This window comes from Brevibacillus sp. FSL K6-0770 (genome assembly GCF_038000275.1).
Taxonomy (GTDB): Bacteria; Bacillota; Bacilli; order Brevibacillales; family Brevibacillaceae; genus Brevibacillus; species Brevibacillus parabrevis.
The window spans coordinates 2,729,816-2,751,772 of the sequence record NZ_JBBOBQ010000001.1; the positions used below are offsets into that span (position 1 = coordinate 2,729,816).

Consider the following 21,957-nt stretch of genomic DNA (forward strand, 5'->3'; position numbering starts at 1 on the left):
GGAGCGTCTTGCATGAAGCTGCATGAACTGCGTGAATTGATCAAGCTGGTCAACCAGTCGTCCATCGAGGAGCTGGAATGGGAAAAGGGCAAAGAGCGAATCGTCATCAAAAAAAGCGAGCCTGCGGCAGTGAGCGCGACGCCGTTTCCGGTTCAGACAGACGAGGTGGATCAAGGCTACCAGCAAGCCGCCGCTACAACTGAAACAGCGACACTTGTCGTCGAGAAGGAGCAGGAAACTCCCGCGCCGGAAAAAACACCTCAGCTCGTCCTGTCCACGTCAGTCGGACTGTTTTACGCCCAGGTGAAGGTCGGGCAGACGATCAAGGCAGATGATGTGATCGGCCGCTGCACGGTCGACGCTTTGCAACTGTCCTCGGACATCGTTTCCACGGCGAATGGGGTTGTGGCCGAAATGTTGGTGCAGGATGGTCAATTGGTCGATTACGGAAAACCGTTGCTTGTTGTCAAGCCACAGTAAGAAGGAGCGTTCCTATGTTCAGGAAAGTATTGGTTGCCAATCGCGGCGAAATCGCCGTGCGCATTATTCGAGCGTGCCAGGAGTTGGGAATCGCTACGGTAGCGATCTACTCGGAAGCTGACCGCGAAGCGCTGCATGTCGAGCTGGCGGATGAAGCTTACTGCATCGGGCCGAAAGAGTCCAGGGAGAGCTATTTGAACATGCCCCGCATCATGACGGTCGCTTTGCTCACAGGGGTGGATGCGATTCATCCCGGCTACGGCTTTTTGGCGGAAAACGCTTCGTTTGCCCAGCTTTGCCAAGATTGCTCCATCACGTTCATCGGGCCAGATCCCGAAGCGATTACGAAAATGGGCGACAAAGCCGTCGCGAAAGCAACGATGAGTGCTGCCAATGTCCCGCTCGTTCCGGGAACAGACGGATTGATCGACGACATCGAGGAAGCAGTGCAAGTGGCCGGGGAAATCGGCTACCCTGTGATCGTCAAAGCTACGGCGGGGGGAGGCGGTCGCGGCATGCGCGTCGCTTATGACGCCGAGGAACTGGAAAAAGCGATTCGCCAGGCGCAAAAAGAAGCGGAAACCGCTTTTGGCAACGCGGGCGTGTATTTGGAAAAGTACGTCGAGGAGCCGCGCCACGTAGAGATTCAGGTCATGGGCGACAAGCACGGGAATGTCGTCCACCTCGGCGAACGGGATTGCTCGATTCAGCGCCGCCATCAAAAGCTGGTGGAGGAAGCGCCATCGCCAGCGCTGGATCAGGAATTGCGCGAGCGGATGGGGCAAGCTGCCGTGGCAGCGGCAAAAGCTGTTTCTTACCACGGAGCAGGTACGGTGGAATTTTTGCTCGATCGTCACGGGCAGTTTTACTTCATGGAAATGAACACGCGCATTCAGGTAGAGCATCCGGTCACCGAAATGATTACAGGGATCGACCTGATCAAAGAGCAAATCTCGGTTGCCGCGGGCAATCCGCTGTCTTTTTCCCAGGATGAGGTGAAGATCAACGGCTGGGCCATCGAATGCCGGATCAACGCGGAAAATCCTGCGAAAAACTTCATGCCGTCGCCGGGAAAAGTGACCAATTACTTGCCTCCAGGCGGCTACGGCGTGCGCGTGGACAGCGCTGTTTATCCGGGCTATGACATCTCGCCTTTTTACGATTCGATGGTCGCCAAGCTGATTGTGTGGGGTGGCAGCCGCGAGGAAGCGTTGGCCCGCATGAAGCGCGCCTTGCGCGAATTTGTGATCGAAGGCGTGCACACGACTGTGCCGTTTCACGAAAAATTGCTGGAGCATCCGGATTTTGTCTCCGGCCAATTCGCTACCAACTTTTTGGAGAAAAACCCGCTCGATCTGAAAGAAAGCGAGCCTGTTTCCGGCAAGTAAAGCGTGAGGATGGTTGCTTGCTGGCAATGGGAAACGTACTCTAGTGGCGGTCAAGCCTGCTTGCGGTTGAATGGTGTTAGCAGATATGGTAAGATGAGGTTACTTTGATGACTGGAGTTGAAGCCGATGTAGGAAGCTTTCTTGCTAGTAAAGGAAAACAATTGCGATGGATTTCGCATGTTTATTTCCTTATACGCAAGAAAGTTACGACATCTGTTCACTCAAACGGTATATGCAATCTGACTCCTTGCTGGGGTTTGGTTTGTTATATGTATTTGAGCTGCGAGAGAGTAACTTTCTTGCAGCTCTTTTTGATTTTTTTCCAAGGAGGACGATTGTATGTCGACCATCAAAGTGACGAATTTGACTTTTGCCTACGACGGCAGTTTTGATCACATTTTTGAAAATGTCAGCTTCCAGATTGATACGGACTGGAAGCTCGGCTTTACCGGACGAAACGGAAGGGGAAAGACGACGTTTCTCCAGCTGTTGCTCGGTCGCCACGAGTACAGCGGAACGATCTCTTCCCAGGTGACGTTTGAATATTTTCCGTACCTGATTGAAAACAAGCAGCAAAACACAGCGGATGTCATTAGCGAAGTAATCCCTGACTATATGGAGTGGGAGCTTTTGCGCGAGTTCTCTTATTTGCAAATCGACGAGGAAGTTTTGTATCGGCCGTTTGCTACGCTGTCCAACGGCGAACAGACCAAGGTGCTTCTCGCCGCCCTGTTTTTGAAGGAAAACAGCTTCCTGCTCATTGACGAGCCGACGAACCATCTGGACATGGAAGGCAGGAAGCTGGTCAGCGACTATTTGCAGACCAAGCACGGCTTTATTCTCGTGTCTCATGACCGCGCCTTCCTCGACAATTGCGTCGACCATATTTTGTCGATCAACAAAACCAACATCGAGATTCAAAAAGGCAACTTCTCGACCTGGTGGGAAAACAAGCAGCGCCAGGATCACTTTGAGCTGGCTGAAAACGAGCGGCTGAAAAAAGACATCAAACGCCTGTCCGAGTCCGCGAAGCGCACCAGCGGCTGGTCGCATGAGGTGGAAAAAACGAAAAACGGTACGACCAATTCCGGCTCCAAAGTCGACAAAGGCTATATTGGTCACAAGGCAGCGAAAATGATGAAGCGCTCCAAATCGATCGAGCAAAGGCAGCATTCGGCTATCGAGGACAAGGCGAAGCTGCTGAAAAATGTGGAGCAGAGCGAAGCGCTGAAAATCTCTCCGTTGACGTATCATAAAGATCGCCTGATCGAGTTGGAAGATGTGGCGATTTTCTACGGAGATAAGCAGGTGACGGGCAGCGTTCGTTTTTCTATTTCACAAGGCGAGCGAATTGCCCTGTCCGGGAAAAATGGTTCGGGGAAATCGAGCATTCTCAAGCTGATTTGCGGCGAGGACGTGAGCTACACGGGAACGTTTCGCCAAGGAAGCCAGCTGAAAATCTCTTACGTCTCCCAGGATACGTCACATTTGCAGGGCAGCTTGACGGCCTATGCGAAAAGCAACGACATAGACGAAAGCTTGTTCAAAGCCATTTTGCGCAAGCTGGACTTTTCCCGAACGCAATTCGAAAAAGACATGGCTTCGTTCAGCGGCGGGCAAAAGAAAAAGGTGCTGATCGCGAAAAGTCTTTCCGAGCGGGCGCATTTGTACGTTTGGGATGAGCCGTTGAACTTTATCGATGTGCTGTCGCGCATGCAGTTGGAGGAGCTGCTTTTGGAGCATGCGCCGACGATTTTGTTTGTCGAGCATGACCGGGAGTTTTGCCAAAACATCGCGACGAAAGTGGTTGAGCTGTGACGTGTCAGGCGTGCCCGTTTTGTCGGCTATCTCTTTGATTCGCCGCGCGTTCTTGTCCTGTTTTGCCACTCGTGGACATACGGTGTAGGGAGGGACATATACGTAGAGGTGGTATCATGAGCGCCGTTTGGCAAATATTTGCGTTCGTACTGATCGGGTACGTCTGGTTTACCGGCTTGGTTTGGCGAAGGAGGGCGCACATCCAGCCGATGCACGGAATGGTGAGCGCGATGGCTGTCGCCATGCTGGTGGGCTTGTTGACAGGTCTGCTTTTCGGTCTGCTGTTCCAGGGGAATCTGTCCCGCTCCACGCTGTGGGGGATGACTTGCGGCGCTTTTGCCGGATTCGTCTTCGGCTTGCGCTTGTCCGTGCTGACGATTGTGGAAGGGACGCTATCCGGTTTGATGGCTGGCATGATGGGCGCGATGCTCGGCGAGATGATTACGCTGGAGCAGGCAGAGCCGCTGTTGTTTTTCTTGGCGATGCTGTATACGGCGTGTCTGTTGCTGATGGAGCGATGGCATGGAGTGGAGCAAGCGAATGAGGCAAGCGTCTTTGGCAAACTAAGGCATCCGGTCGTCAGCGCGCTCCTGCTCATTATCGTTTTCGCCTGGTTTCAGTCGCTGACATTTGCGCTGCCGGTTGCAGGCGAGCGGTCGCAGGAGCAGATGCATCATGAAAACAGCCCGTAGTCTGTAACGGGCGAGAAAAGTCAGGAGGAGTAGATGGCTTTACCGAAAAAAGGAACGCGGAGCATAACGGTTCAGCAAAAAGCGTACCGCTGGGTCGTCAGCTCAGCGGGGCAAGGAATGCTTGTCGTGACGATTCAGAGCGCCGGGGAGGCCGGACAGTTGATCCGGGTGTACATGAAGGCGGACGTGCCCGTAATGTCTGCGGCGACGGAGCAGGCAGGCGATTCGCCGCTTGCACAGGAGCGGCGAGCGATCAAGCCTTCCGATGTGGAGGCGATCATCGCCGAAGCCGTGCAGCGAGGGTGGGAGCCGGAGAAGAAAGGGACGCCGCTCAGTTTTGAGTGGCGGGGGGATGTGCTTTTTTCAAAAGGCAAGTAGGTAGTAGCGTCTTGGAAGTGGAGATAGCTTTTGGTGTACGGAGATAGCTTCTTGTGCACGAAGACAGCTTCTTGCACACGCAATATTGGCGAGCCATAAGGTGATAGAAACGAACAGCGGTCAACAAGGAGGAATGACAGCAGCATACTCCAGGTTGACCGCTGTTTTTTTATGGAGCAGTGATTGTATACGTTGAAGAGTGCAGGCGTCGCTTTACGGATTGCGGGCAGCTGCAAATCATTTTTGTTTACCATAATAACATTCTGTAGACAACGATCTGCTCATTTGTCGGCCAAGCTGTCGAGATGTTGCGGCATCAGCACAGCCAGATCATTTTTTGCCGAACGGACAGGCGGAGCACCGTTCCTGAACGGTTTTTCTCCTGATTCAGATTCCGATTTTTCCACCTTTCCCCAATCGAAGCAATGGCGAAAGGGGCATACGCTGCACCTTTCCTGAGATAGCTGCCAAATAAACGCTATAATATGGACAAATTGTATCTTCCAGGGGGGAGTATGTTGCAACAGCTTTTTAACGAGATGATCAAGCAGGACGTGAAGCCGTTCCTTGCGCAGCATGGCTTTGTCAAGAAAAGTTTGAATTTCTACAAAATAACAGACAATCTCATTTACATGCTCAACTTCCAAAAATCCGCTGGCAATTCAGCTGATCATCTCATGTTTTATGTGAACTGCGGCATTTATTCGGCGGAGCTGGCGCAGATCCAAGCGAAGGACGTTTTGACTGAGCCGAAAGAAGCAGATTGTCATTTCAGGGCAAGAATCAGGGAAATTGCCGAGGTGGCTCCAGACCGCTTTGCCATCACTGCTGATACGAAAATGGATGACGTACGCAAAACGCTGTTAAGTGGACTGCAACAAGTTGTTCAATTCTATCGTACGATGACCAGTGCCAGGTCCATCGTGGATTATTACACGTCAGGCCCGTTTTTGCATTTGGGCGAAGAGAGCTTTCATTTGCTGTTGCAAACGAATGATGTAGCAGCGGCCAAACAGTATTTGCAGGCGTTGCAGGAAAAGCATGGGGCAGAACAGCGATGGACGATATTTGAAAAGCAATATGAGGCGATATTTAAGCAGTATGGAGTGGAGTTTACGAAGCTGTAGGGGGAACCTCTAGGCACGATCCTGTCGGGGAACGATAGCTGAATGAAGGGAAGAGGATAGCAAAAACATGGGCTGCCGGGAGAACTATCCGGTAGCTTTGCCATTTGCATCTGTCCCTTATGGGTGTACAAGGAGGATAGAGATATGCAACAGTTGGCCAACATCATTCTAATCTTTTCTTTATCTTTCACGGCCATATGTATTGTCAGAGCAGTAAGCCAGTATAAGAAAGGAAGTGTTGCTGAGAAGAAAAAACAAGTAACGACGGGTCTTATTTCCCTTGGGATAACATTAATTACAGTGGTATTTGCAACAATGTTTGTTACTTCCTCTTGAGGGCACTGCCAGCAAAACGCCGTAGGAAACCAGTCCTTGTTAAGACAAGCCCGGCAAAACACCATCATCAAAAAGACGAAGAAACCTCCACGCCAAATGGAGGTTCTTTGTTTATCACAAGAACTGAAAGCACTGACAAACCTTGCTAGAATTAGCTCCTTTCAGCATTTAGTTAACCGTAATTTTATTCTGTAAACTACAAATCGCCCAGCAAATCAGGCAAGCTGTCGAGATGCTTAGCGAGCCAGATCATTTCTTTGGCAAAACGGGCGGGCGGGGCACTGTGCCGATCCATGTCTGCCGTAATCCACCAAACGCTTTCCAAGTACCACAACAGCTGGATTCCAGTCGTCAAATAGCCATGTTCCACTGGGCGCACTTCCTTGTAGCCGGATAGGAATGCCCGCGCAAGCGCCGGGTCAAGCTGCTCGTCCAGCGCGCAAGACAGGATCGCTCTCGCCACATCGAGCTGTGGGTAGTCGTATTTCATCCGGTCAAAGTCGAGCACGGCGGTGACGCGATCCGCAGCGAACAGCAAGTTGTCCACCCATAAATCGCGGTGAGCCCATCCGCTGTGCAAAGCTTCGAAAGGCGACAGCTCAAGCTTTTCCGTCGCGATGATTTGCTGTTCTACGAATCCTTGCAGCTCGGTTTTCCCCGCATGCTGCACATTTTGCCAAACAGAGTGCCAATGGGCCAGTCGCTGTGCCCGCTCCGGGGGAACGAACTGCGGCTGTTTCCGGCCTGCAATCGCAATCGATCCATCGTTCAGCAAACGGTGCATCTGCCCGGTCACCCGGCCCAGATCGTACATCTGCGCCTGTGAAGCTTTCCCCGGCGACACCAACTGCCCCTCGCAAAATTCCATGACCAGAAAGCGCTCTCCGTGAGCGGATTCCAGCAAAAATCGTCCGTCATGAGCGAACAGCAGCGGGCAGGGCAGGCCCGCGGCATGCAGTCTCGCTTGCTCGGAAAAAGCGACAGCCAAATCAGTCGGATCGTATAAAGCAAACCTTTTTTGGTTGTATTGCTTCAACAAATACGTGCCTTCCTCTGTCCGAATGTGCCATTTCAAATTGAGCCAGCCCCGGTTGATCGGTGTGGCTTCCCGGATGTGCAAGCCGAAATAGCGCTGAACCGCTGCTGTCAGGTCAGCCAAAATCGCTTCTGCGGCAGCGGGCGAGTGGGAATGGTTGTTCATGGAGCGCCTCCCGTCCTTGGATGAACTCCATACGATTTCGTTTGAGGAGGCGCAAATCCTTTTTATGAGCGGGCGATCTCGTCCAGAAATACTTGCACTTCCCGCTGAAACCCGTCTGGATCAGACGAATGAATATCGTGCCCGCACTCGGCAAACACGGCAAGCCGGGTGTTCGCTCTGCGTTCGGCCATCAGCTTGGCATGTGCTTCGTCCATCACGAAACTGTGTTTGCCGTGAATGAGCAGAGCCGGGCATGCAGAGGCCAGCCAATCTGTCCACCATTCGCCGTTGCAATGCTCCTGCGAGATGCGCATGCCAGACAGATCAGAGCGAAAAGCGCAGCCGTGCTCGTCCTCCAACACGCTTTCCGCAAAATAATCGACGGCGCGCACGCCAACTTGCCGCAGCGATTGTTTCAGTTCTTCGAGGGAAGCGGAGCGTTGCGGCAGGCGCTCGACAAAGGACAGGTCAACATGGATTTCGGTTCCGATATCTTCCACGATCAGCGCTTTTACATACGCCGGGTAACGCGCAGCGAATTGATAAGCATTGAGGCCGCCAAGAGAATGGCCGAGCAAGGCGATTTGCTGCCCGCCAAGTTCGTTTTGGACGAAAGCGAGAATGTCCTGCACGTAGGCGTTGCGGGAGTAGTCTTTTTCCGGCGAATGCTCACTCCAGCCATGGCCGCGCTGATCCAGGCTAATGACGCGCCAGCCGCTCAGTTTGCTGGCAAATTCCGCAAACACACGCCCATCATTCATGTGACCGTGCAAGCAAAGCAGCACGTTGGGGCTGTCGCCGCCAAAGTCGAGATAAGAGAGACGCAAGTTTTGCGATGAAAAGTATTTGCGGGTTGCTGCTTGGTGTTGTGTGGTCAAGGCATATTCCTCCTTATGGTGTGCCCAAAAGAGCACCTGACTGGACTTTATCTTGACGATAACAGATAATCATGACAAAAGCTGTCATAGATAAAAAGGACGAAACCGATATGGCGAAAACACAAAGACTGCTGGAACTGTTAATGACGGTCAACCGGAAACGCAAATTTACCGTCGGCGAGCTGGCGCAAGAATTTGGCGTGTCGCAGCGAACGATTTTGCGAGATTTGCAGGAATTATCTGAGTGGGGCGTGCCGCTTTATTCCGAAGTAGGGCCGCACGGCGGCTACCGCGTCCTGAAAGAGCGAATTTTGCCGCCTATCGCCTTTTCCGAGGAAGAAGCCGTCGCCATCTTTTTTGCGATCCAATCGCTTCGCCATTACTCCGCTTTGCCTTTTGCAGCGGAAGCGGCGTCTGCCACGAGCAAGTTTTACGCTTACATGCCGCCAGATGTCCGCGAGCGGATCGACGAGATGAGGCACCGCGTTGATTTTGTCACACCGAAAAGGCAGGCAGATTCTCCGCACTTGTCGATTCTTTTGGATGCAGCCGTGAACCAAAAGGTGCTCGCGATCGCATACGAATCCCGGGAAAAACAAACCAATCGTCGCATTCAGCCAATCGGGATTTACACGCAAAATGGCCTGTGGTACTGTCCAGCCTATTGTTTTCAAACTGGCAGCTATCGCGTCTTTCGCTGCGACCGGATTCAAACGGCTGTCGAGTGTGCAGAGGCAGAACCGCTTGATTTGCGAGATATTCATTTGGACAATCGGGAGTCCAGACTTGCGGGAGAAGAAAAGAACAGCATCGCGATCCGTGCGGAACTGACAAGGGTGGGAGTGCAAAAGTGCGAAGCGGAGCGTTGGTCTGCCTCGATGCTGACGATTCGCCCGGATGGAACAGGATCGCTTTCGGGCCAGATTGCAGAGAGCGACCGCGATTTTTTCGCCGCCTTTTTCATCGGCCTGGGGCGGGAAGCGACGGTTACTCATTCACCGGAGCTTTTGGCAAGCATGAGAAGCTATTTGGCGGAGCTTTCTGGCAAATATCCATAACGAGGGGAAGGGGGCGCAGAGATGACGGGCACAAATGCGGAAGACCGGGAAAGCGATTTGCCAAAAGAGCTGGCGAAGCCTGCGAAAAGAGCGCTTGCGAACGCAGGCTACCATCAGTTGAAACAGTTGACGGCAGTGAGCGAGGCAGATGTGCGCAAGCTGCACGGGATGGGGCCAAAAGCGCTGGAACAGCTCAGACGTGCGCTCGCTGACAAAGGAATGTCGTTTAGCGAGACTCGTCCATGATGTCGGCGTTACGCCGGGAAGAAAAGAATATGTACTAGCGCAAAAGCCGCTTGCCTGCCATTCTGGTCTGATGAGGGTGGCGGTGCCCCAATCACTTACTGCCCGAGATTCTGGTTTCGTCTTTGGAAATCAGTCTGTTTCGTGTGGGCCGCCCTGTACGACTAGGAAGGAGCCTTCACTTTCTTGCTGCGCCCTTGCCAGACGCGGTAGAGAAGATAGGCGAGACCGAGAAAGCCAGCGTAACACAACAGCGTCCAGAACGAGCGCTGGGCATTATGAAACAGCTGGTCGCCCAAAAAGGCGAACACCAGCATGGTCGGGATTTTTCCGATGGCGGTAGCCAGCGCAAAGGACAAAATCGGGATGGCACTGATTCCCGCATATATATTGATCACCGGAGAGGGAATGATCGGGATGAGTCGGGCGAACAGCACGGCGATGAAGGCGTTTTGCTCAAATGCACGCGTAAACAGAGCCAACCGGGGAGATTTCGTCAAATAATCGCGCCCGGCTTTCTGGTAGCCGTAGCGTATGAACAGAAAAAACAGGAACGCCGAGCCGACAGAGCCTGTCCAGTTGATCAGCGTTCCCCAAAATGGCCCGAATTTGGCTCCCATCATGCCTGCGAAAATCCCAAACGGAATAACGGGAAACAAGCCGAGAAAAACGGCAGCCAAAAACATGAACGGCAACAGGTCGGGCGAATCGCTGGAGAGCCAGTTCAGCAAAACGTCTCTGTATACAAAGCCGATGGCAAAAATGAGCGCATACAGGAACAAGAGCAGCCACTTTTTCATGATGATCCCCTTTCCTCGCTCCCGTGCACTTGAAAGAAAGCGCATGGTAATCAACAACATTATAGCCAGCGACCCGATTTTTACACCTTGTCCGTGTGGAAGCATACGCATGGCCTGTGCCTGGATCGACAGCACACCCGAAAAATGGGCGGTCGTGGATGGAACGAATACCTAGTGTCCCCACATAAATGTAGAGTAGCTACATGCAGTGGCGGAGGTGATTGGTAATGAATGAGTTCAAAAAAGAGCTGAAGAAACTGAAAGCTTCTGAATTTAAGGCGGATCGAGTGACCCCCTGGGATAAAAACAGTGAGAAAGAAACGATGCTGGTGCGCGGCCGATGCGGTCATGGCCGATGTGGAGGCTGCGGCGGTTGCGGTCGATGTGGCGGTTGTGCAAGGTGCAACTGCTCTTGCAGTTGTTCGTGCAGCTGTTCATGCAGTTGCTTCGGTACGTGTTTCTTCCCGTGCTTTTTTCCGTGTACGTCGTGTGCGCGTTGCGTTTAGCCGGGGAATCTCATCCTGGCAGCGGCAACAACACAACCAAAGCTCCGGTTTGGCTTGCGCCAGGCTGGGGCTTTTTTAGCGTGCTCCCGGCATTATTTGCAATAGCATGTCGGACAAAGAGCCGCTCATACAATGACGGTGACACCTTCATGGCACATAAAGTGGCGAGCGCAGCCAAGCAAGGAGGAGGAGCATGGTCAAACTGAACCGAGCGATGCGTCTTGCAGTGAAGCGGGATACGTTCTTTTTGCCCAATCCCGATGGCAGCGTGTATTTTCGCAATAACGTCGGGACGTTTCGGATGGAAGGAGAAATGATCGATCAATGGGTTTCGCAGCTGGTGCCCATTTTCAACGGAGAGCACACGCTGGCGGAAATTACGGACGATTTGCCAGCGGAGTACCAGGCTCAGATTCATAAAATCGCCAGTCTTTTGCTGGAAAACGGGTTTGCCCAAGATGTCAGCCAGCATTTGCCGCATGAGCTTTCTCCCGCGGTGGTGGAGCAGTTTTCGGCACAAATTGCCTTTTTGGATCACCTGATTGGCTCGGGCGGTCATGCTTTCCAGACGTATCGGCAGCAAAAGCCGCTCGTTGCAGGGAGCGGGAGCTTTGTGCCCGCGCTGATCCATGCGCTGTGGGAATCGGGGTGCCCGCATGTTCATTACGCCGTCACGGACGCGAGCCTGGTCAACAAAGCTCGCCTGACCGAGCTGCATGCACATGTCCGGCAAAAAGATGACGAGGCCAAGCTGACAGAGCTAACCGTGCGCGAGCAAAGCCGGGCCTGCTGGGAAAAGACGCTGGCGCCAGTTTCTGCGGTGCTGTACGGCTCAGATTCCGGGGATCGCAGCGAGATGGAGCTGGTGTATGCGCTTTGCCAGGAGCGGGGCATTGTGTTCATTCCTGTGTTTTTGCTTTTGCATAAGGGCATTGCAGGCCCGGTGATGCAGCCGTCTTCGCCCGTGTGCCTCGATTCGGTCGTACGCCGCTTCCACCGGGTCTTTTTGAGCGGGGATGCAGAAGATCATCCTTTTACAGCTACGTCAGCCGCTCTGTTGGCAAACGTGGCGGTCATGCAATGGTTCAAGCATGTGACTGGCGTGGTGAAGGCAGAGTCGGCGGGTAAGCTTTTTCTGCTCGATCTGGATACGCTCACCGGGAGCTGGCGAACGGCCATGCCGCATCCTCTCGTCAAAAGCAAACCGCGCTTTTTGCCTGTTGATGAACAGTCGTTTTTCGCAGAGACTACATCGCCAAAGGACGGCTTGCTTGCGGCTTTTCAGTCCTGGACTTCGCCTGACGTCGGCATTTTTCACACGTGGGAGGAAGGCGAGCTGATGCAACTTCCGCTCTCCCAGTGTCAGGTGCAGGCGGTCGATCCCGTTGCAGTTGGCCCCGCCGAGCTGTTGCCTGTCCGCATTTGCCCGGGGTATACGCATGAGGAAGCGCGCAAGGAAGCGGGATTGACAGGGACGGAGATGTACGTTTCGCGCCTGATGAGCGCATGCGGCATCCAGGCGGCTGGCATTCATCTGCACGATGATGCCCCCTCTATGCCGGACAGTGCGGGGGAGATCGGTTTTGCGATTGGCGCGGGAGAATCGGCGGCAGAAGCAGCGTGCCGGGCTTTGGAGCACTATTTGCAAGCTGTATTGGCAAAAGAAGTGCGGGAGCAGCCGCCAGCCGCCGCTCTCGTGCAGTGGACGGGGCAAGACGAGCCGTGTTTGTTTTACACGCGTGCGCTGGCGCTCCAGAAGCAAGGGCATAAAATCGCCAAAGGAGCGAATTTGTGCGGATTTCCGGTGTACTGGGTAGGGACGGAGAACGGTTGGTACGGCAGCGTAGGCTTGCACGATACGCTCGCGTTGCGCAAGGCACTGCAAACGGCGCTGCAAAACAGCCAAGGAGTGCCGGATGAGCAAATCGCCTATGCGGTAAAGGCTCTGGAGGTTGCTCTGGATGAGCGCGAACAGCAAGTGGAACTTCCGCCTTTTCCGGAGAGCGAGGAAACACTTTGGCAGCAGGCGCGGGACGTCCTTGCCAAGGAACGGCTGGTGCCTGTGCTGCGCAATGCGGCTGTAGAGACGTTTTTGCAGGAAGATTTGTCAAGGGTGATCGCCCTTGCATTGCGAGCGGAGGAGGGACATGAGCATGGAGATTATGATTGTGGGCGAAGGACTGCTGGCTGATCTCGTCTTCATGCAGCTTCCGAAACAATATCGCGTGCAGCGCCAGCGCGTGCTGAAACCGATCGACGAACAGGTTGATTTGGCGCTTGTGCTGCAAGACGGATGGCGGCCGCATGAGCATACGGAAGCCGAAAAGCTTTTCCAGGCATCCGGGATTCCGTGGCTGAGGGCGTTCGTTTCGTTTGGCGAAGCCGTGATCGGGCCGCTCGTTCGTCCGGGCGTGCCTGGTTGTTCCCAGTGCGCGGACATGCGGCGGCTCATGGCTGGGCGCGATCGCAAAGAAATGTGGGAGTACCAGTTCCAGCTTACCGAGGAAGGCGGAACGGCAGTCGACGTGTGGTCGTCGCGAACGGGATTATGGCAGGTGTGTCACTATGTAATTGACGAGGTACAGCGAATAGCCAGCCGCCAGCAAGCCCGTCTGCACGAACATATCCAATTGCTCGATCTACAGACGCTGGCAAGCTCCCGGCACTTTTTCCTGGCTGATCCGCTTTGCGGCCATTGCGGGCGTCTGCCGGATGACGCGCCAGAACTGGCCACATTTACTTGGCAGCCGAATCCCAAGCCTTCCCCGACAAGCTACCGCGTGAAGTCGCTGGACGATTGGAAGCAAGCGCTCCGCTCCGACTATGTAGATGCGAGAACTGGCTTTTTTAACGGGAAAATGCGCGACCTTGTCTCCGTCTTTTCCGATGTCAGCGTCAATTTGCCTTTGTTCCCCCATGACGAAGCGACGGCAGGCCGCTCCCATTCTTACGTCCATAGTGAAGGGACGGCGATTTTGGAAGGGCTGGAACGATATTGCGGACTGACGCCGCGCGGCAAAAAGACAGTCGTCTACGATTGTTACGCCAACCTGGGGGAGCAGGCGCTCAATCCGGTCACTGCCGGCGTCCATTCAAAAGAGCAGTATGCGCTGCCGGGATTTCCTTTTCAACCGTTTGATCCGAAGCGGCCGTTAAACTGGGTTTGGGGCTATTCCTGCATCCGCGAGCGGCCCGTGCTCGTTCCCGAACGGATGGCTTACTACAGCCTTGGCTTCGGCGACGGCACCGTATTTGAGACGTCGAATGGCTGTGCGATCGGCGGCAGTCTGGAGGAAGCGATCTTTTACGGAATCATGGAAGTGGTGGAGCGCGATGCGTTTTTGCTGACGTGGTATGCGCAACTGCCGCTGCCGCGACTCGATCCGCACACATCTGGCGATACGGAGCTGGAACTGATGATCGCACGGCTCCAGTCTGTCACCGACTACGAGCTGTTTTTGTACAACGCGACGATGGAAAACGGGATTCCCAGCGTGTGGACGATCGCCAAAAATCGGAAACAGACAGGACTGCATCTCGTCTGCGCGGGTGGTGCGCACCCTGATCCGGTTCGCGCCGTCAAGGGCGCCCTTCACGAGACGGCTGCCATGCTGAATACGCTGCACGACAAATTTGAAGCGAATCGCTCCGAGTATTTGCGGATGTACCACGACTCGTCGCTGGTGAAAAAAATGGATGACCACGCCATGCTCTACGGCTTGCCAGAGGCGGCAGAGCGTCTCGACTTTTTGCTTGGGAACAACAGACCGATGCAGTCTTTTGCGGAAGCTTTTTCCTGGCAAGGCGGCCACACCGATTTGACAGACGACCTGAAGGACATTTTGCAAGTGTTTCGCAAGCTGGAGCTCGACGTCATTGTCATCGACCAGACGACACCGGAAGTGAGCCGCATCGGGTTGTCCTGCGTGCGCGTACTGATTCCGGGAATGCTGCCCATGACGTTCGGACAGCATCAGACGCGAGTGACCAATCTGAAACGCGTGCTGCACGTGCCTGTCACGCTAGGCTATGCCAAACAACCGCTTGCTTTGGATCAGTTGAACCCGCATCCTCACCCGTTTCCGTAAAAGCATGGCACAAAGGGAGGGCGAGTGATGAAGCTTGCGACGTTTTTGCACGACTTGCATTTTGCTACCGAAAAAGTCCGGCCGCCCGATCTGGAAGTGAATTGGGACGATGCGCCACTGCCATACAAGCTGTACAAAGGCTTGCCTGCCGTAACGCTGCCCGGGGAAGTCGCTTTGTCGCTCATAGGCGAACAGATCACAGGGGAGCCGTCGCTTGTCCAACTGGGCAGCATGCTTTATTACGCGTACGGATTGACAAAAGTCAGCCAGATGACTTTCGGGCAAGGGGCCCCGGAAGAAGAGAGCTTTTTCGTTCAGTCGTACCGCAGGGCGATTCCTTCCGGCGGAGCGCTGTACCCGAACGAGGTGTATTTGTATCTGAAGCTCTCGTATTTGAGGCAAGGGATTTATCATTACGATGTGGCGCATCATCGCCTCGTTCTGTTGCGCGAGGGAGACTTCGCTGATTATGTAACCAGCTCGCTCGGCCAGCGCTTTGCGCTACGCGACTGCTTTGGAGTTGTTTTCGTGTCCACTTACTTTTGGAAAAATGCTTTTAAATACGATCTTTTCTCGTACCGTTTGCAAGGGTTGGATACGGGTGTGCTGCTCGGGCAATGGCTGGCTTTGGCCGATAAGTATGGCATTCAGGCCAGTGTCCACTACTTGTTTCTGGATCGGGCTGTCAACGGGTTGCTCGGCTTGGACGGGAACGAAGAAAGCGTGTATGCAATCCTGCCGCTGGCGCTGAGTCCGCAGCAGACAGGCGAGACAACGGCAGCCTCGGTATTAACATTGACTGAGAGCAGCGCGGATGCGCAAGAGCCTGTCTCGGCGGAACAGCTCGTGCAATCGCTACAGCCGTTGAGCCACCGCCATCAGATCGGTTCGAACGCGCGAAAAGACTACCCTTTGCTACGCCAGATGCACCAGGCTGCGCTGTATGAGTCAACGGACTGTTTTGTCAGGGAGACTGTGTCTGAAAGACCGTTTGGTGCGGAAAAAGACAGCGGAAAACTGCGGGGAAAGCCCGGAGAGACAGAAGCGGCAAAAGACAGGCTGCCAGCGCTGGATTTCGCGGAATTTTGCCGCAGCCGAATTTCGCCGGAGCTGGATTTTGTCGCGGGCAAGCTGACGCGAGAAGAGTTGGAAACGCTTGTGCGGCGTGCGTATACAGCCTTGCACTACCAGCATGACCTGGGACACGAGAACAACGGATGTTTGGCGTATTGCGTCTGTCTTCACCAGGTGGACGAAATGGAGGACGGGGCGTACTTTTGCGATCCCGCAAGCGGCTTGTTGACACAGCGGCGGCACGGCGACCAGCGGGCAGAGCTGCAAGCCGGAATGACCCTCGACAATGTCAGTCTGTACCAGGTGCCGCTTTGCTTTCATATCGCAGGGGAAAGCAGCCATCTGCTGGAGCGCTGGGGGTATCGCGGCTATCGCATTCAGCAGATGCAGGCGGGGATCGCCTTGCACGCGCTATTGCTCGCTGCCTTTTCCTGCGGATTGGGCGGACATCCGCTGCTTGGGTACGATGTGGCGAGCAGCGACGAGATTTACGGCTTGCCGCAGGAAAGCAAGACGTGTCTCATCCAAGTGCCTGTCGGCTTTTACCGCCAGCGGGCGCGGTTGCAGGGGAGCTTGCATGGCTAGAAAAGGAGAAGTCAAAAAAACAGGATCACTCCCGTGACGTGTATGTTCGCAGCGGGGGCATCCTGTTTTTTGTGTACAGCTAGTTGCAGAGTGCTGGCGTCAAGGTGTGGTTATCCCGAATGGTTCTCCGTTTTTTGCGCAGCAGCCGGAGCGGTTGCGCCTCTTTTTTGGAACATTTTCTCCAGAGGAACCACTTTGCACAGCAAATTGTGGATATGCTTGGACTCTTTGGTCAATACGGGGCCAAGAATCGCCAGAATGAGTACGTAAAGCGCCGTAAATGGCTGCAAAATTTCCAACAGTCCGCCTGCCTTGCCCATGTTCGCAATGAGAATGGAAAATTCCCCGCGTGCGGTAATCGTCAAACCGATATTCGAGGAGGCGCGTGCCGACAAGCCTGCGCTGCGGCCAGCCAAAAGCCCTGCCGTGTAGTTCCCGATCAGGGTAATGGCGACGGCTGCCAAGGAAAGCCAGACCGCTCCGCCAAGCTGAAGCGGATCAATGGATAAGCCGAAGCTGAAAAAGAACATGGCGCCAAAAAAGTCGCGGAAGGGGAGAATCATGTGCTCAATTCTCTTCATATGGACCGTTTCTGCAAGGACCAGACCGACGAGCAAGGCTCCAATCGCCTCGGCTACGTGGATGGTTTCCGAGAAGCCGGCTACGAGGAACAGACCTGCAAAGACCGTCAACATGAAAAGTTCATTCGATTTGATATTGAGCCCGCGATTGAGCAACGGAACCAGCTTGCGCCCGACAATGATGAACAGAAGCATATAGCCGAGTGCAATCAGCGCAGAGGTGAGCACGCCAACGACAGAAGTTGCACCGCTGAGCACGAGACCGGACATGATCGACAAGTAAACAGCGAGGAACAAGTCGTCAAACATGATCATTCCGAGAATCATTTCCGTCTCCGGATTGGCGGTCCGTTTGAGATCGACCAGCACTTTTGCCACGATGGCGGTAGAGGAGATGGTCGTAATTCCGGCAATGATGAGAATTTCTTTGAACGGAACCCCGGCAAAGTAGCCGAAGAGCAGACCAAGCGTAAAGTTGATGCCTATATAGATAGTGCCGCCGATCGTAATAGAGCGTCCTGCCTTGATCAGACGACCAACCGAAAATTCGAGCCCGACGTAAAACAAGAGGAACAAAACACCCATCCGACCCATGAAGTCAATGAGCGGTTCGCTTTCAATAAATCGAAAATCGATCAAGCCGATCGAGGCGGCGTGCGGCCCTACGGCCATGCCGATGAGGATGTAGAACGGTACGATGGAAAAGCGGAGTTTTTGCGAGATAAACCCGGCAATTGCGATTAAACCGATAGCCAGACCAATTTCAAAGACGATGTGTTCCAAATCAAGCCCCCCCTGTTATGAGTGTAGATTTTAACACTTTCACCTGCCCTCTCTCGCCTGCCACAACTAACGTAACGCCTGCCGTCAGGACGCATTCCGGTCCCGGACTCACTTTTTGCTTTTGGTTTTTCTCGATAATGGCGATGATCGTAGCCCCTGTTCGCTGGCGAATGTCCAGTTCCCCGATGGATTTTCCGATGCACGCGGCCCCCGGCTCGATTTTGTACCATTCAATCACGAGCTGGTCGAGAGCCATCTCAATCGTTTCCAGCGCTTTTGGCTTGTAGGTCATCCCGCCAATAATTCCGGCCAGCTGGCGCGATTCCTGATCATCCAGAGTGACCATGGAAATGCTTTCATCCCAGTCGTCTTTGTCAAAATGGTAAATCTCCCTTTGTCCGTCGTCGTGGAGGATAATAATCAGCTTGTCGCCGTTTCTTGTCTCCACCTGGTATTTGCGCCCGATTCCCGGCAAATCCGATTCCCTGATATTCAACATTGTGTACGCCTCCTAAAAGTGGAATCCACTAATTTCGACAAACAAATAATTGTTTGCTAATATAATCATATACTTAAATGATGCGAAAAGTCTACATTTCGAAACAGTTTGCAAAAAATATGACACATTTCATTTGGGGTCTGATTCAGTCGGACAAACTTTTGCTTCCTTCGGTTCGCTTTCCATTTGAACTGGAAGGAAATCGTCTCTATACTTGAAGAAAAAGCTTCGGATGAGATAAAAGAGGGGTAGCATGCAAAACTGGCTGACGCATTTTATTGAACAATACAGCTATCTGGGCATTTTCCTGATGATGGCGCTGGAAAACGTGTTTCCGCCGATCCCGTCAGAAGTCATTTTGACGTTCGGCGGCTTTATGACGACGCGCACGACCTTGACGGTGCCTGGTGTCATTTTGGCGGCGACATTGGGCTCGGTGCTGGGGGCGGTCCTGCTGTACGCAATTGGCCGCTATCTGGATGTGAGCAAAATCGAAAAGGTCGTGGAGCGGTACGGGCACTTGCTGCGGATCAAGAAGACAGACATCCAGAAGGCTGACGCCTGGTTTGACAAATACGGCTACTGGACGATCCTGTTCTGCCGGATGATTCCGCTCGTGCGCAGCCTCATTTCCATCCCGGCTGGCATGACCGGAATGGGCTTGCCGTTGTTTTTGCTGTTTACGACGATCGGGACGTTGCTGTGGAATATTGCCCTGGTGCTGGTGGGGGCGCTGCTTGGCGAGTCGTGGGAGCAGGTTTTGCACGTGATGGATGTGTATTCGAAGTTTGTGTACATAGGGATTGGTGTAGTAGGGGTGGGTTTTTTGGTGGTGTTTGTGCGGAAGCGTCGGAGTGGAGGGTGAGTGGTTGGGTTTGGGGAGTTGTTTGGTTGTTGGTTAAGAGCCACTTTTCTTGTTGTTGCGGGAGAATCGATTTTGGGGGGATGTAACATGAATAGTTGGATTCCTATGACGAGTGATCAGTATCGTCTGGCTTGGGATAAAATGTACGAGGATTTCAAATTCAAACCAAGTATCCATAGCAGTGATTGGCCTTCCTTTCGGTTACCGTCCCCTTTCGTTACTTATGATGTTACTGAATATACGGATGAAGATATCGATGATCTTGAGGAAAAGTGCATTAGCTGTCTAAGAGCGATCACTGTGCCGGAAGAATATATCTACGCACTGGATTGGCAGCACCAATGCTACCTCTATTATCCGCATCGGGAGCGCGGCGATGTCGGGGCAAGGATAGGGTTTTACCCAGATGGGGACTATTGTTTCTTTTTGCAAAAAGATTTTAAGTGGGGATATTTAGGGCACCCTTGGGAACATTCCATTAGTTTGTTTGGAGAGACGCTCATTCATCAGTTTGAAGCTGATCGACCAACTATATTTGGGTAGCTAGTGCGCAGCAGGTCTTACCATGCCTCTTGATCATCTGATCAGGAGGTTTTGTCGTTTTATATCAGTCGAATGATGTAGGTATTTGGAAATATTCAACGAATAGTACAAGAGATACAGAAACGACTCCTTGGAGGGATCAGAATGGATCAAAGAGATTCTGAAAAAATAATTCGATTAGCGCGAGAAGGTAAACAAATCTCGAAAATTTGGGAAGAGGATTTTCCAAACTATGATTACTGGGAGATTTACGTAGAAGTTCACGCGGCTGGCGAACGTAGCTCTCTTGGAATAAAGCGAATGATAACTGGCAGATTAAATAAACTGCAAACAGCCAAGAAAATGAAGTTTTATGCCGATTTCTTCTTTATGGAAGATACTCGCTTCATTAAAAACGGTTTTATCGCTTCTTGTAACGTCTAAGACCAATTTTTTGCAAGACGCATGCTACCTAGTACCTCCAGAAAGTCCACTCGGCAAAAATCCGCCAAAACCAGCAGGAACAAACCCGCCCAAGAAGAAATAAAACTTTTATAGAAAGAACAAGCGCTACCAGAGGTTAAACACAACTTATGAAAGCGCATACATCACATCCATTCCCTCTCCACCCAAAAAAGGAGGCCATCACAGATGAATCCCCACCAACACGAAAGCAACGAACAAGACAAGACCTCGCTGGAAAAGGAAATCCATACCGATTTTCAAAAAGAAATGACGTACGGCGACTATTTGCATCTGGACAAGATTTTGGCGAGTCAGGAGCGGCTCTCCACTCATCATGACGAGATGCTGTTCATCATTATTCACCAGGTAAGCGAGCTGTGGATGAAGCAAATTTTGCATGAATTGGGCGCTGCCATGGACTGTATTTCGAAGCACGAGCTGGAGCCTGCCTTCAAGATGTTTTCCCGGGTGTCGCGGATTCAGCAGCAGCTGATTAAATCGTGGGACGTGCTCTCGACGCTCACGCCTGCGGATTACTTGCAGTTCCGCGACAAGTTGGGGCATTCGTCCGGTTTTCAATCGTTTCAAAACAGGCTGATCGAATTTACGCTTGGCTACAAGAACGGCCATGTGCTGGCTGTGTACGAGCATCAGCCTGAGCTTCATGCCAAGCTGGACGCGGTTTTGCATGCTCCCAGCATTTACGATGCGGCGATCAAGGAGATGGCGGCGCGGGGCTTGCCGATTGACGCCGAGTGCCTGGAACGCGACTGGTCGCAGCCGTACCAGCCGAATCATAGTGTCGAGCAGGCATGGCTGACCGTGTACCGCAATGTGAATCAATATTGGGATTTGTACGAGCTGGCGGAAAAGCTTGTCGATATCGCCAGCCAACAGCAACAGTGGCGCTTCAATCATATGACGACTGTTGAGCGGATTATTGGACAAAAGCAGGGAACGGGCGGTTCTTCCGGCGTCGGCTATTTGCGCAGAGCGCTGGACCATCGTTTCTTCCCTGAGCTGTGGAGCTTGCGCACGCAACTGTAGGACAAACCAGGAGAGAACTGTAAAAGGCTACACCATACAGGCGTGCGGACAGATGTGTTCGATCACGCTTGTTTCTATTGAAACGGCTCTTTTCAATATCGTCGATACCTACCCGGACGACGAACAGGTAGAAAGCAGGCGCACCATGCTACAGCATCTGGACTCCACCCAGCTTGCGTTGCAGCAAAAGATCATGTTTGGCGGCCAGGATGGCATTCCGCAAGTGTTCGGCTACAGCGAAGGCTACAGGCTGGTGCAGACGTTTTTGCATGATCATCCCGACTTGACAGTAGAGCAATGGACCGCGACCTCACCGGAAGAGCTGCTCCGCGAAGTGCAAACATCCCACCCCGAATTACCGCGCAACAGGACTCCAAGCGCAAATTTTCACATATTCTTCCTAATATTGGGCACAAATACCCTTCATTTACCAAGATCATTTTGCTTATTATTTTTTAGATGAGCCATTTTTTGGACTGTAAGCAGTCGCAGTCCCATTTTCAGAAGAACGTCGAGAAATGATTGCACGACAAAAAGCGGAAA

23 protein-coding genes are annotated in these 21,957 nt (G+C 52.9%); 18 read left to right on the forward strand and 5 right to left on the reverse strand.

Annotation, left to right across the window (positions count from 1 at the left end; all coding sequences use genetic code 11):
* Positions 1-12 precede the first annotated feature (12 nt).
* The 7 genes from NST23_RS13370 (at position 13) to NST23_RS13400 (ending at position 6,219) form a co-directional block, all read left to right on the forward strand.
* On the forward strand, positions 13-480 hold the full coding sequence (locus NST23_RS13370; protein WP_328140443.1) for an acetyl-CoA carboxylase biotin carboxyl carrier protein: 468 nt from the start codon (positions 13-15) through the stop codon (positions 478-480).
* A gap of 14 nt (positions 481-494) precedes the next feature.
* The gene (gene accC / locus NST23_RS13375) at positions 495-1,868 is read left to right on the forward strand and encodes an acetyl-CoA carboxylase biotin carboxylase subunit (RefSeq protein ID WP_122963371.1); all 1,374 of its coding nucleotides are present in this window, start codon (positions 495-497) and stop codon (positions 1,866-1,868) included.
* Between the two features lie 339 nt (positions 1,869-2,207).
* A complete protein-coding gene (locus tag NST23_RS13380; protein ID WP_122963370.1) occupies positions 2,208-3,686 on the forward strand; it encodes an Lsa family ABC-F type ribosomal protection protein in 1,479 nt (492 codons plus the stop codon).
* A gap of 116 nt (positions 3,687-3,802) precedes the next feature.
* Positions 3,803-4,378: a hypothetical protein gene (locus tag NST23_RS13385; RefSeq protein WP_173598750.1), complete on the forward strand. Its 576-nt coding sequence runs from the start codon at positions 3,803-3,805 to the stop codon at positions 4,376-4,378.
* Positions 4,379-4,411: 33 nt separating this feature from the next.
* Positions 4,412-4,756: a hypothetical protein gene (locus tag NST23_RS13390; RefSeq protein WP_173598751.1), complete on the forward strand. Its 345-nt coding sequence runs from the start codon at positions 4,412-4,414 to the stop codon at positions 4,754-4,756.
* 515 nt (positions 4,757-5,271) lie between these two features.
* Entirely contained in the window at positions 5,272-5,883 is a 612-nt protein-coding gene (locus NST23_RS13395; RefSeq protein WP_122963367.1) for a DUF4304 domain-containing protein, read from the forward strand.
* Positions 5,884-6,027: 144 nt separating this feature from the next.
* Positions 6,028-6,219, forward strand: coding sequence for a hypothetical protein (locus tag NST23_RS13400; protein WP_122963366.1), 192 nt, complete (start codon positions 6,028-6,030; stop codon positions 6,217-6,219).
* Between the two features lie 196 nt (positions 6,220-6,415).
* Here the strand turns inward: NST23_RS13400 and NST23_RS13405 are convergent, their stop codons facing one another.
* Together NST23_RS13405 and NST23_RS13410 are read right to left on the reverse strand one after the other, a co-directional pair.
* The gene (locus tag NST23_RS13405) at positions 6,416-7,420 is read right to left on the reverse strand and encodes a phosphotransferase (RefSeq protein ID WP_242771562.1); all 1,005 of its coding nucleotides are present in this window, start codon (positions 7,418-7,420) and stop codon (positions 6,416-6,418) included.
* 62 nt (positions 7,421-7,482) lie between these two features.
* Positions 7,483-8,298 (reverse strand): alpha/beta fold hydrolase, encoded by an 816-nt coding sequence (locus tag NST23_RS13410; protein WP_242771559.1) that lies wholly within the window; start codon positions 8,296-8,298, stop codon positions 7,483-7,485.
* A 110-nt stretch (positions 8,299-8,408) separates the two neighbouring features.
* On the opposite strand from NST23_RS13410, the gene NST23_RS13415 reads away from it, so the two are divergent.
* Together NST23_RS13415 and NST23_RS13420 are read left to right on the forward strand one after the other, a co-directional pair.
* Entirely contained in the window at positions 8,409-9,356 is a 948-nt protein-coding gene (locus NST23_RS13415) for a helix-turn-helix transcriptional regulator (protein WP_242771557.1), read from the forward strand.
* Positions 9,357-9,377: 21 nt separating this feature from the next.
* Positions 9,378-9,602: a DNA-binding protein gene (locus NST23_RS13420; RefSeq protein WP_173595924.1), complete on the forward strand. Its 225-nt coding sequence runs from the start codon at positions 9,378-9,380 to the stop codon at positions 9,600-9,602.
* A gap of 161 nt (positions 9,603-9,763) precedes the next feature.
* On the opposite strand, the gene NST23_RS13425 is transcribed toward NST23_RS13420, so the two are convergent.
* Positions 9,764-10,399 carry a TVP38/TMEM64 family protein gene (locus tag NST23_RS13425; RefSeq protein WP_167470248.1) on the reverse strand — a complete coding sequence of 212 codons (636 nt, stop codon included), beginning with the start codon at positions 10,397-10,399 and terminating at the stop codon, positions 9,764-9,766.
* A gap of 227 nt (positions 10,400-10,626) precedes the next feature.
* On the opposite strand from NST23_RS13425, the gene NST23_RS13430 reads away from it, so the two are divergent.
* The 4 genes from NST23_RS13430 to NST23_RS13445 all read left to right on the forward strand — a co-directional run bounded on the left by NST23_RS13430 (position 10,627) and on the right by NST23_RS13445 (position 16,652).
* Positions 10,627-10,905, forward strand: a complete 279-nt coding sequence (locus NST23_RS13430; protein ID WP_122963360.1) for a heterocycloanthracin/sonorensin family bacteriocin — start codon at positions 10,627-10,629, stop codon at positions 10,903-10,905.
* Positions 10,906-11,098: 193 nt separating this feature from the next.
* Positions 11,099-13,096, forward strand: a complete 1,998-nt coding sequence (locus tag NST23_RS13435) for a putative thiazole-containing bacteriocin maturation protein (RefSeq protein ID WP_309539265.1) — start codon at positions 11,099-11,101, stop codon at positions 13,094-13,096.
* Positions 13,053-14,993 (forward strand): TOMM precursor leader peptide-binding protein, encoded by a 1,941-nt coding sequence (locus NST23_RS13440; protein WP_340963820.1) that lies wholly within the window; start codon positions 13,053-13,055, stop codon positions 14,991-14,993. The genes NST23_RS13435 and NST23_RS13440 overlap by 44 nt, the downstream gene beginning before the upstream one ends.
* A 27-nt stretch (positions 14,994-15,020) precedes the next feature.
* Complete coding sequence (locus NST23_RS13445; RefSeq protein ID WP_340963822.1) at positions 15,021-16,652, forward strand: SagB family peptide dehydrogenase; 1,632 nt, start codon at positions 15,021-15,023, stop codon at positions 16,650-16,652.
* 110 nt (positions 16,653-16,762) lie between these two features.
* On the opposite strand, the gene NST23_RS13450 is transcribed toward NST23_RS13445, so the two are convergent.
* Both NST23_RS13450 and NST23_RS13455 read right to left on the reverse strand, forming a co-directional pair.
* Positions 16,763-18,016 carry a cation:proton antiporter gene (locus tag NST23_RS13450; protein WP_340963825.1) on the reverse strand — a complete coding sequence of 418 codons (1,254 nt, stop codon included), beginning with the start codon at positions 18,014-18,016 and terminating at the stop codon, positions 16,763-16,765.
* Between the two features lies 1 nt (position 18,017).
* Positions 18,018-18,515: a cation:proton antiporter regulatory subunit gene (locus tag NST23_RS13455; RefSeq protein WP_122963355.1), complete on the reverse strand. Its 498-nt coding sequence runs from the start codon at positions 18,513-18,515 to the stop codon at positions 18,018-18,020.
* A gap of 253 nt (positions 18,516-18,768) precedes the next feature.
* Here NST23_RS13455 and NST23_RS13460 point away from each other — a divergent pair, with 253 nt between their 5' ends.
* The 5 genes from NST23_RS13460 (at position 18,769) to NST23_RS13480 (ending at position 21,877) form a co-directional block, all read left to right on the forward strand.
* Positions 18,769-19,380, forward strand: coding sequence for a DedA family protein (locus NST23_RS13460; protein WP_122963354.1), 612 nt, complete (start codon positions 18,769-18,771; stop codon positions 19,378-19,380).
* 87 nt (positions 19,381-19,467) lie between these two features.
* The gene (locus tag NST23_RS13465; protein ID WP_340963828.1) at positions 19,468-19,923 is read left to right on the forward strand and encodes a DUF2716 domain-containing protein; all 456 of its coding nucleotides are present in this window, start codon (positions 19,468-19,470) and stop codon (positions 19,921-19,923) included.
* A 144-nt stretch (positions 19,924-20,067) separates the two neighbouring features.
* Positions 20,068-20,346: a hypothetical protein gene (locus NST23_RS13470; protein WP_229049908.1), complete on the forward strand. Its 279-nt coding sequence runs from the start codon at positions 20,068-20,070 to the stop codon at positions 20,344-20,346.
* Positions 20,347-20,553: 207 nt separating this feature from the next.
* Positions 20,554-21,414 carry a tryptophan 2,3-dioxygenase gene (gene kynA, locus NST23_RS13475; RefSeq protein WP_122963353.1) on the forward strand — a complete coding sequence of 287 codons (861 nt, stop codon included), beginning with the start codon at positions 20,554-20,556 and terminating at the stop codon, positions 21,412-21,414.
* Positions 21,415-21,466: 52 nt separating this feature from the next.
* Positions 21,467-21,877 carry a DUF2268 domain-containing putative Zn-dependent protease gene (locus NST23_RS13480; RefSeq protein WP_173595929.1) on the forward strand — a complete coding sequence of 137 codons (411 nt, stop codon included), beginning with the start codon at positions 21,467-21,469 and terminating at the stop codon, positions 21,875-21,877.
* Positions 21,878-21,957: the final 80 nt, after the last annotated feature.

What these genes read in the sequence shown, in the direction of transcription:
- NST23_RS13425 (WP_167470248.1), bottom strand. Translation starts at nt 10,399, where the DNA reads ATGAAAAAGTGGCTGCTCTTGTTCCTGTATGCGCTCATTTTTGCCATC.
- NST23_RS13430 (WP_122963360.1), top strand. Translation starts at nt 10,627, where the DNA reads ATGAATGAGTTCAAAAAAGAGCTGAAGAAACTGAAAGCTTCTGAATTT.
- NST23_RS13420 (WP_173595924.1), top strand. Translation starts at nt 9,378, where the DNA reads ATGACGGGCACAAATGCGGAAGACCGGGAAAGCGATTTGCCAAAAGAG.
- NST23_RS13400 (WP_122963366.1), top strand. Translation starts at nt 6,028, where the DNA reads ATGCAACAGTTGGCCAACATCATTCTAATCTTTTCTTTATCTTTCACG.
- accC (WP_122963371.1), top strand. Translation starts at nt 495, where the DNA reads ATGTTCAGGAAAGTATTGGTTGCCAATCGCGGCGAAATCGCCGTGCGC.
- NST23_RS13465 (WP_340963828.1), top strand. Translation starts at nt 19,468, where the DNA reads ATGAATAGTTGGATTCCTATGACGAGTGATCAGTATCGTCTGGCTTGG.
- NST23_RS13380 (WP_122963370.1), top strand. Translation starts at nt 2,208, where the DNA reads ATGTCGACCATCAAAGTGACGAATTTGACTTTTGCCTACGACGGCAGT.
- kynA (WP_122963353.1), top strand. Translation starts at nt 20,554, where the DNA reads ATGAATCCCCACCAACACGAAAGCAACGAACAAGACAAGACCTCGCTG.
- NST23_RS13415 (WP_242771557.1), top strand. Translation starts at nt 8,409, where the DNA reads ATGGCGAAAACACAAAGACTGCTGGAACTGTTAATGACGGTCAACCGG.
- NST23_RS13455 (WP_122963355.1), bottom strand. Translation starts at nt 18,515, where the DNA reads ATGTTGAATATCAGGGAATCGGATTTGCCGGGAATCGGGCGCAAATAC.
- NST23_RS13390 (WP_173598751.1), top strand. Translation starts at nt 4,412, where the DNA reads ATGGCTTTACCGAAAAAAGGAACGCGGAGCATAACGGTTCAGCAAAAA.
- NST23_RS13395 (WP_122963367.1), top strand. Translation starts at nt 5,272, where the DNA reads ATGTTGCAACAGCTTTTTAACGAGATGATCAAGCAGGACGTGAAGCCG.
- NST23_RS13445 (WP_340963822.1), top strand. Translation starts at nt 15,021, where the DNA reads ATGAAGCTTGCGACGTTTTTGCACGACTTGCATTTTGCTACCGAAAAA.
- NST23_RS13385 (WP_173598750.1), top strand. Translation starts at nt 3,803, where the DNA reads ATGAGCGCCGTTTGGCAAATATTTGCGTTCGTACTGATCGGGTACGTC.
- NST23_RS13435 (WP_309539265.1), top strand. Translation starts at nt 11,099, where the DNA reads ATGGTCAAACTGAACCGAGCGATGCGTCTTGCAGTGAAGCGGGATACG.
- NST23_RS13440 (WP_340963820.1), top strand. Translation starts at nt 13,053, where the DNA reads ATGAGCATGGAGATTATGATTGTGGGCGAAGGACTGCTGGCTGATCTC.
- NST23_RS13405 (WP_242771562.1), bottom strand. Translation starts at nt 7,420, where the DNA reads ATGAACAACCATTCCCACTCGCCCGCTGCCGCAGAAGCGATTTTGGCT.
- NST23_RS13470 (WP_229049908.1), top strand. Translation starts at nt 20,068, where the DNA reads ATGGATCAAAGAGATTCTGAAAAAATAATTCGATTAGCGCGAGAAGGT.
- NST23_RS13370 (WP_328140443.1), top strand. Translation starts at nt 13, where the DNA reads ATGAAGCTGCATGAACTGCGTGAATTGATCAAGCTGGTCAACCAGTCG.
- NST23_RS13460 (WP_122963354.1), top strand. Translation starts at nt 18,769, where the DNA reads ATGCAAAACTGGCTGACGCATTTTATTGAACAATACAGCTATCTGGGC.
- NST23_RS13480 (WP_173595929.1), top strand. Translation starts at nt 21,467, where the DNA reads ATGTGTTCGATCACGCTTGTTTCTATTGAAACGGCTCTTTTCAATATC.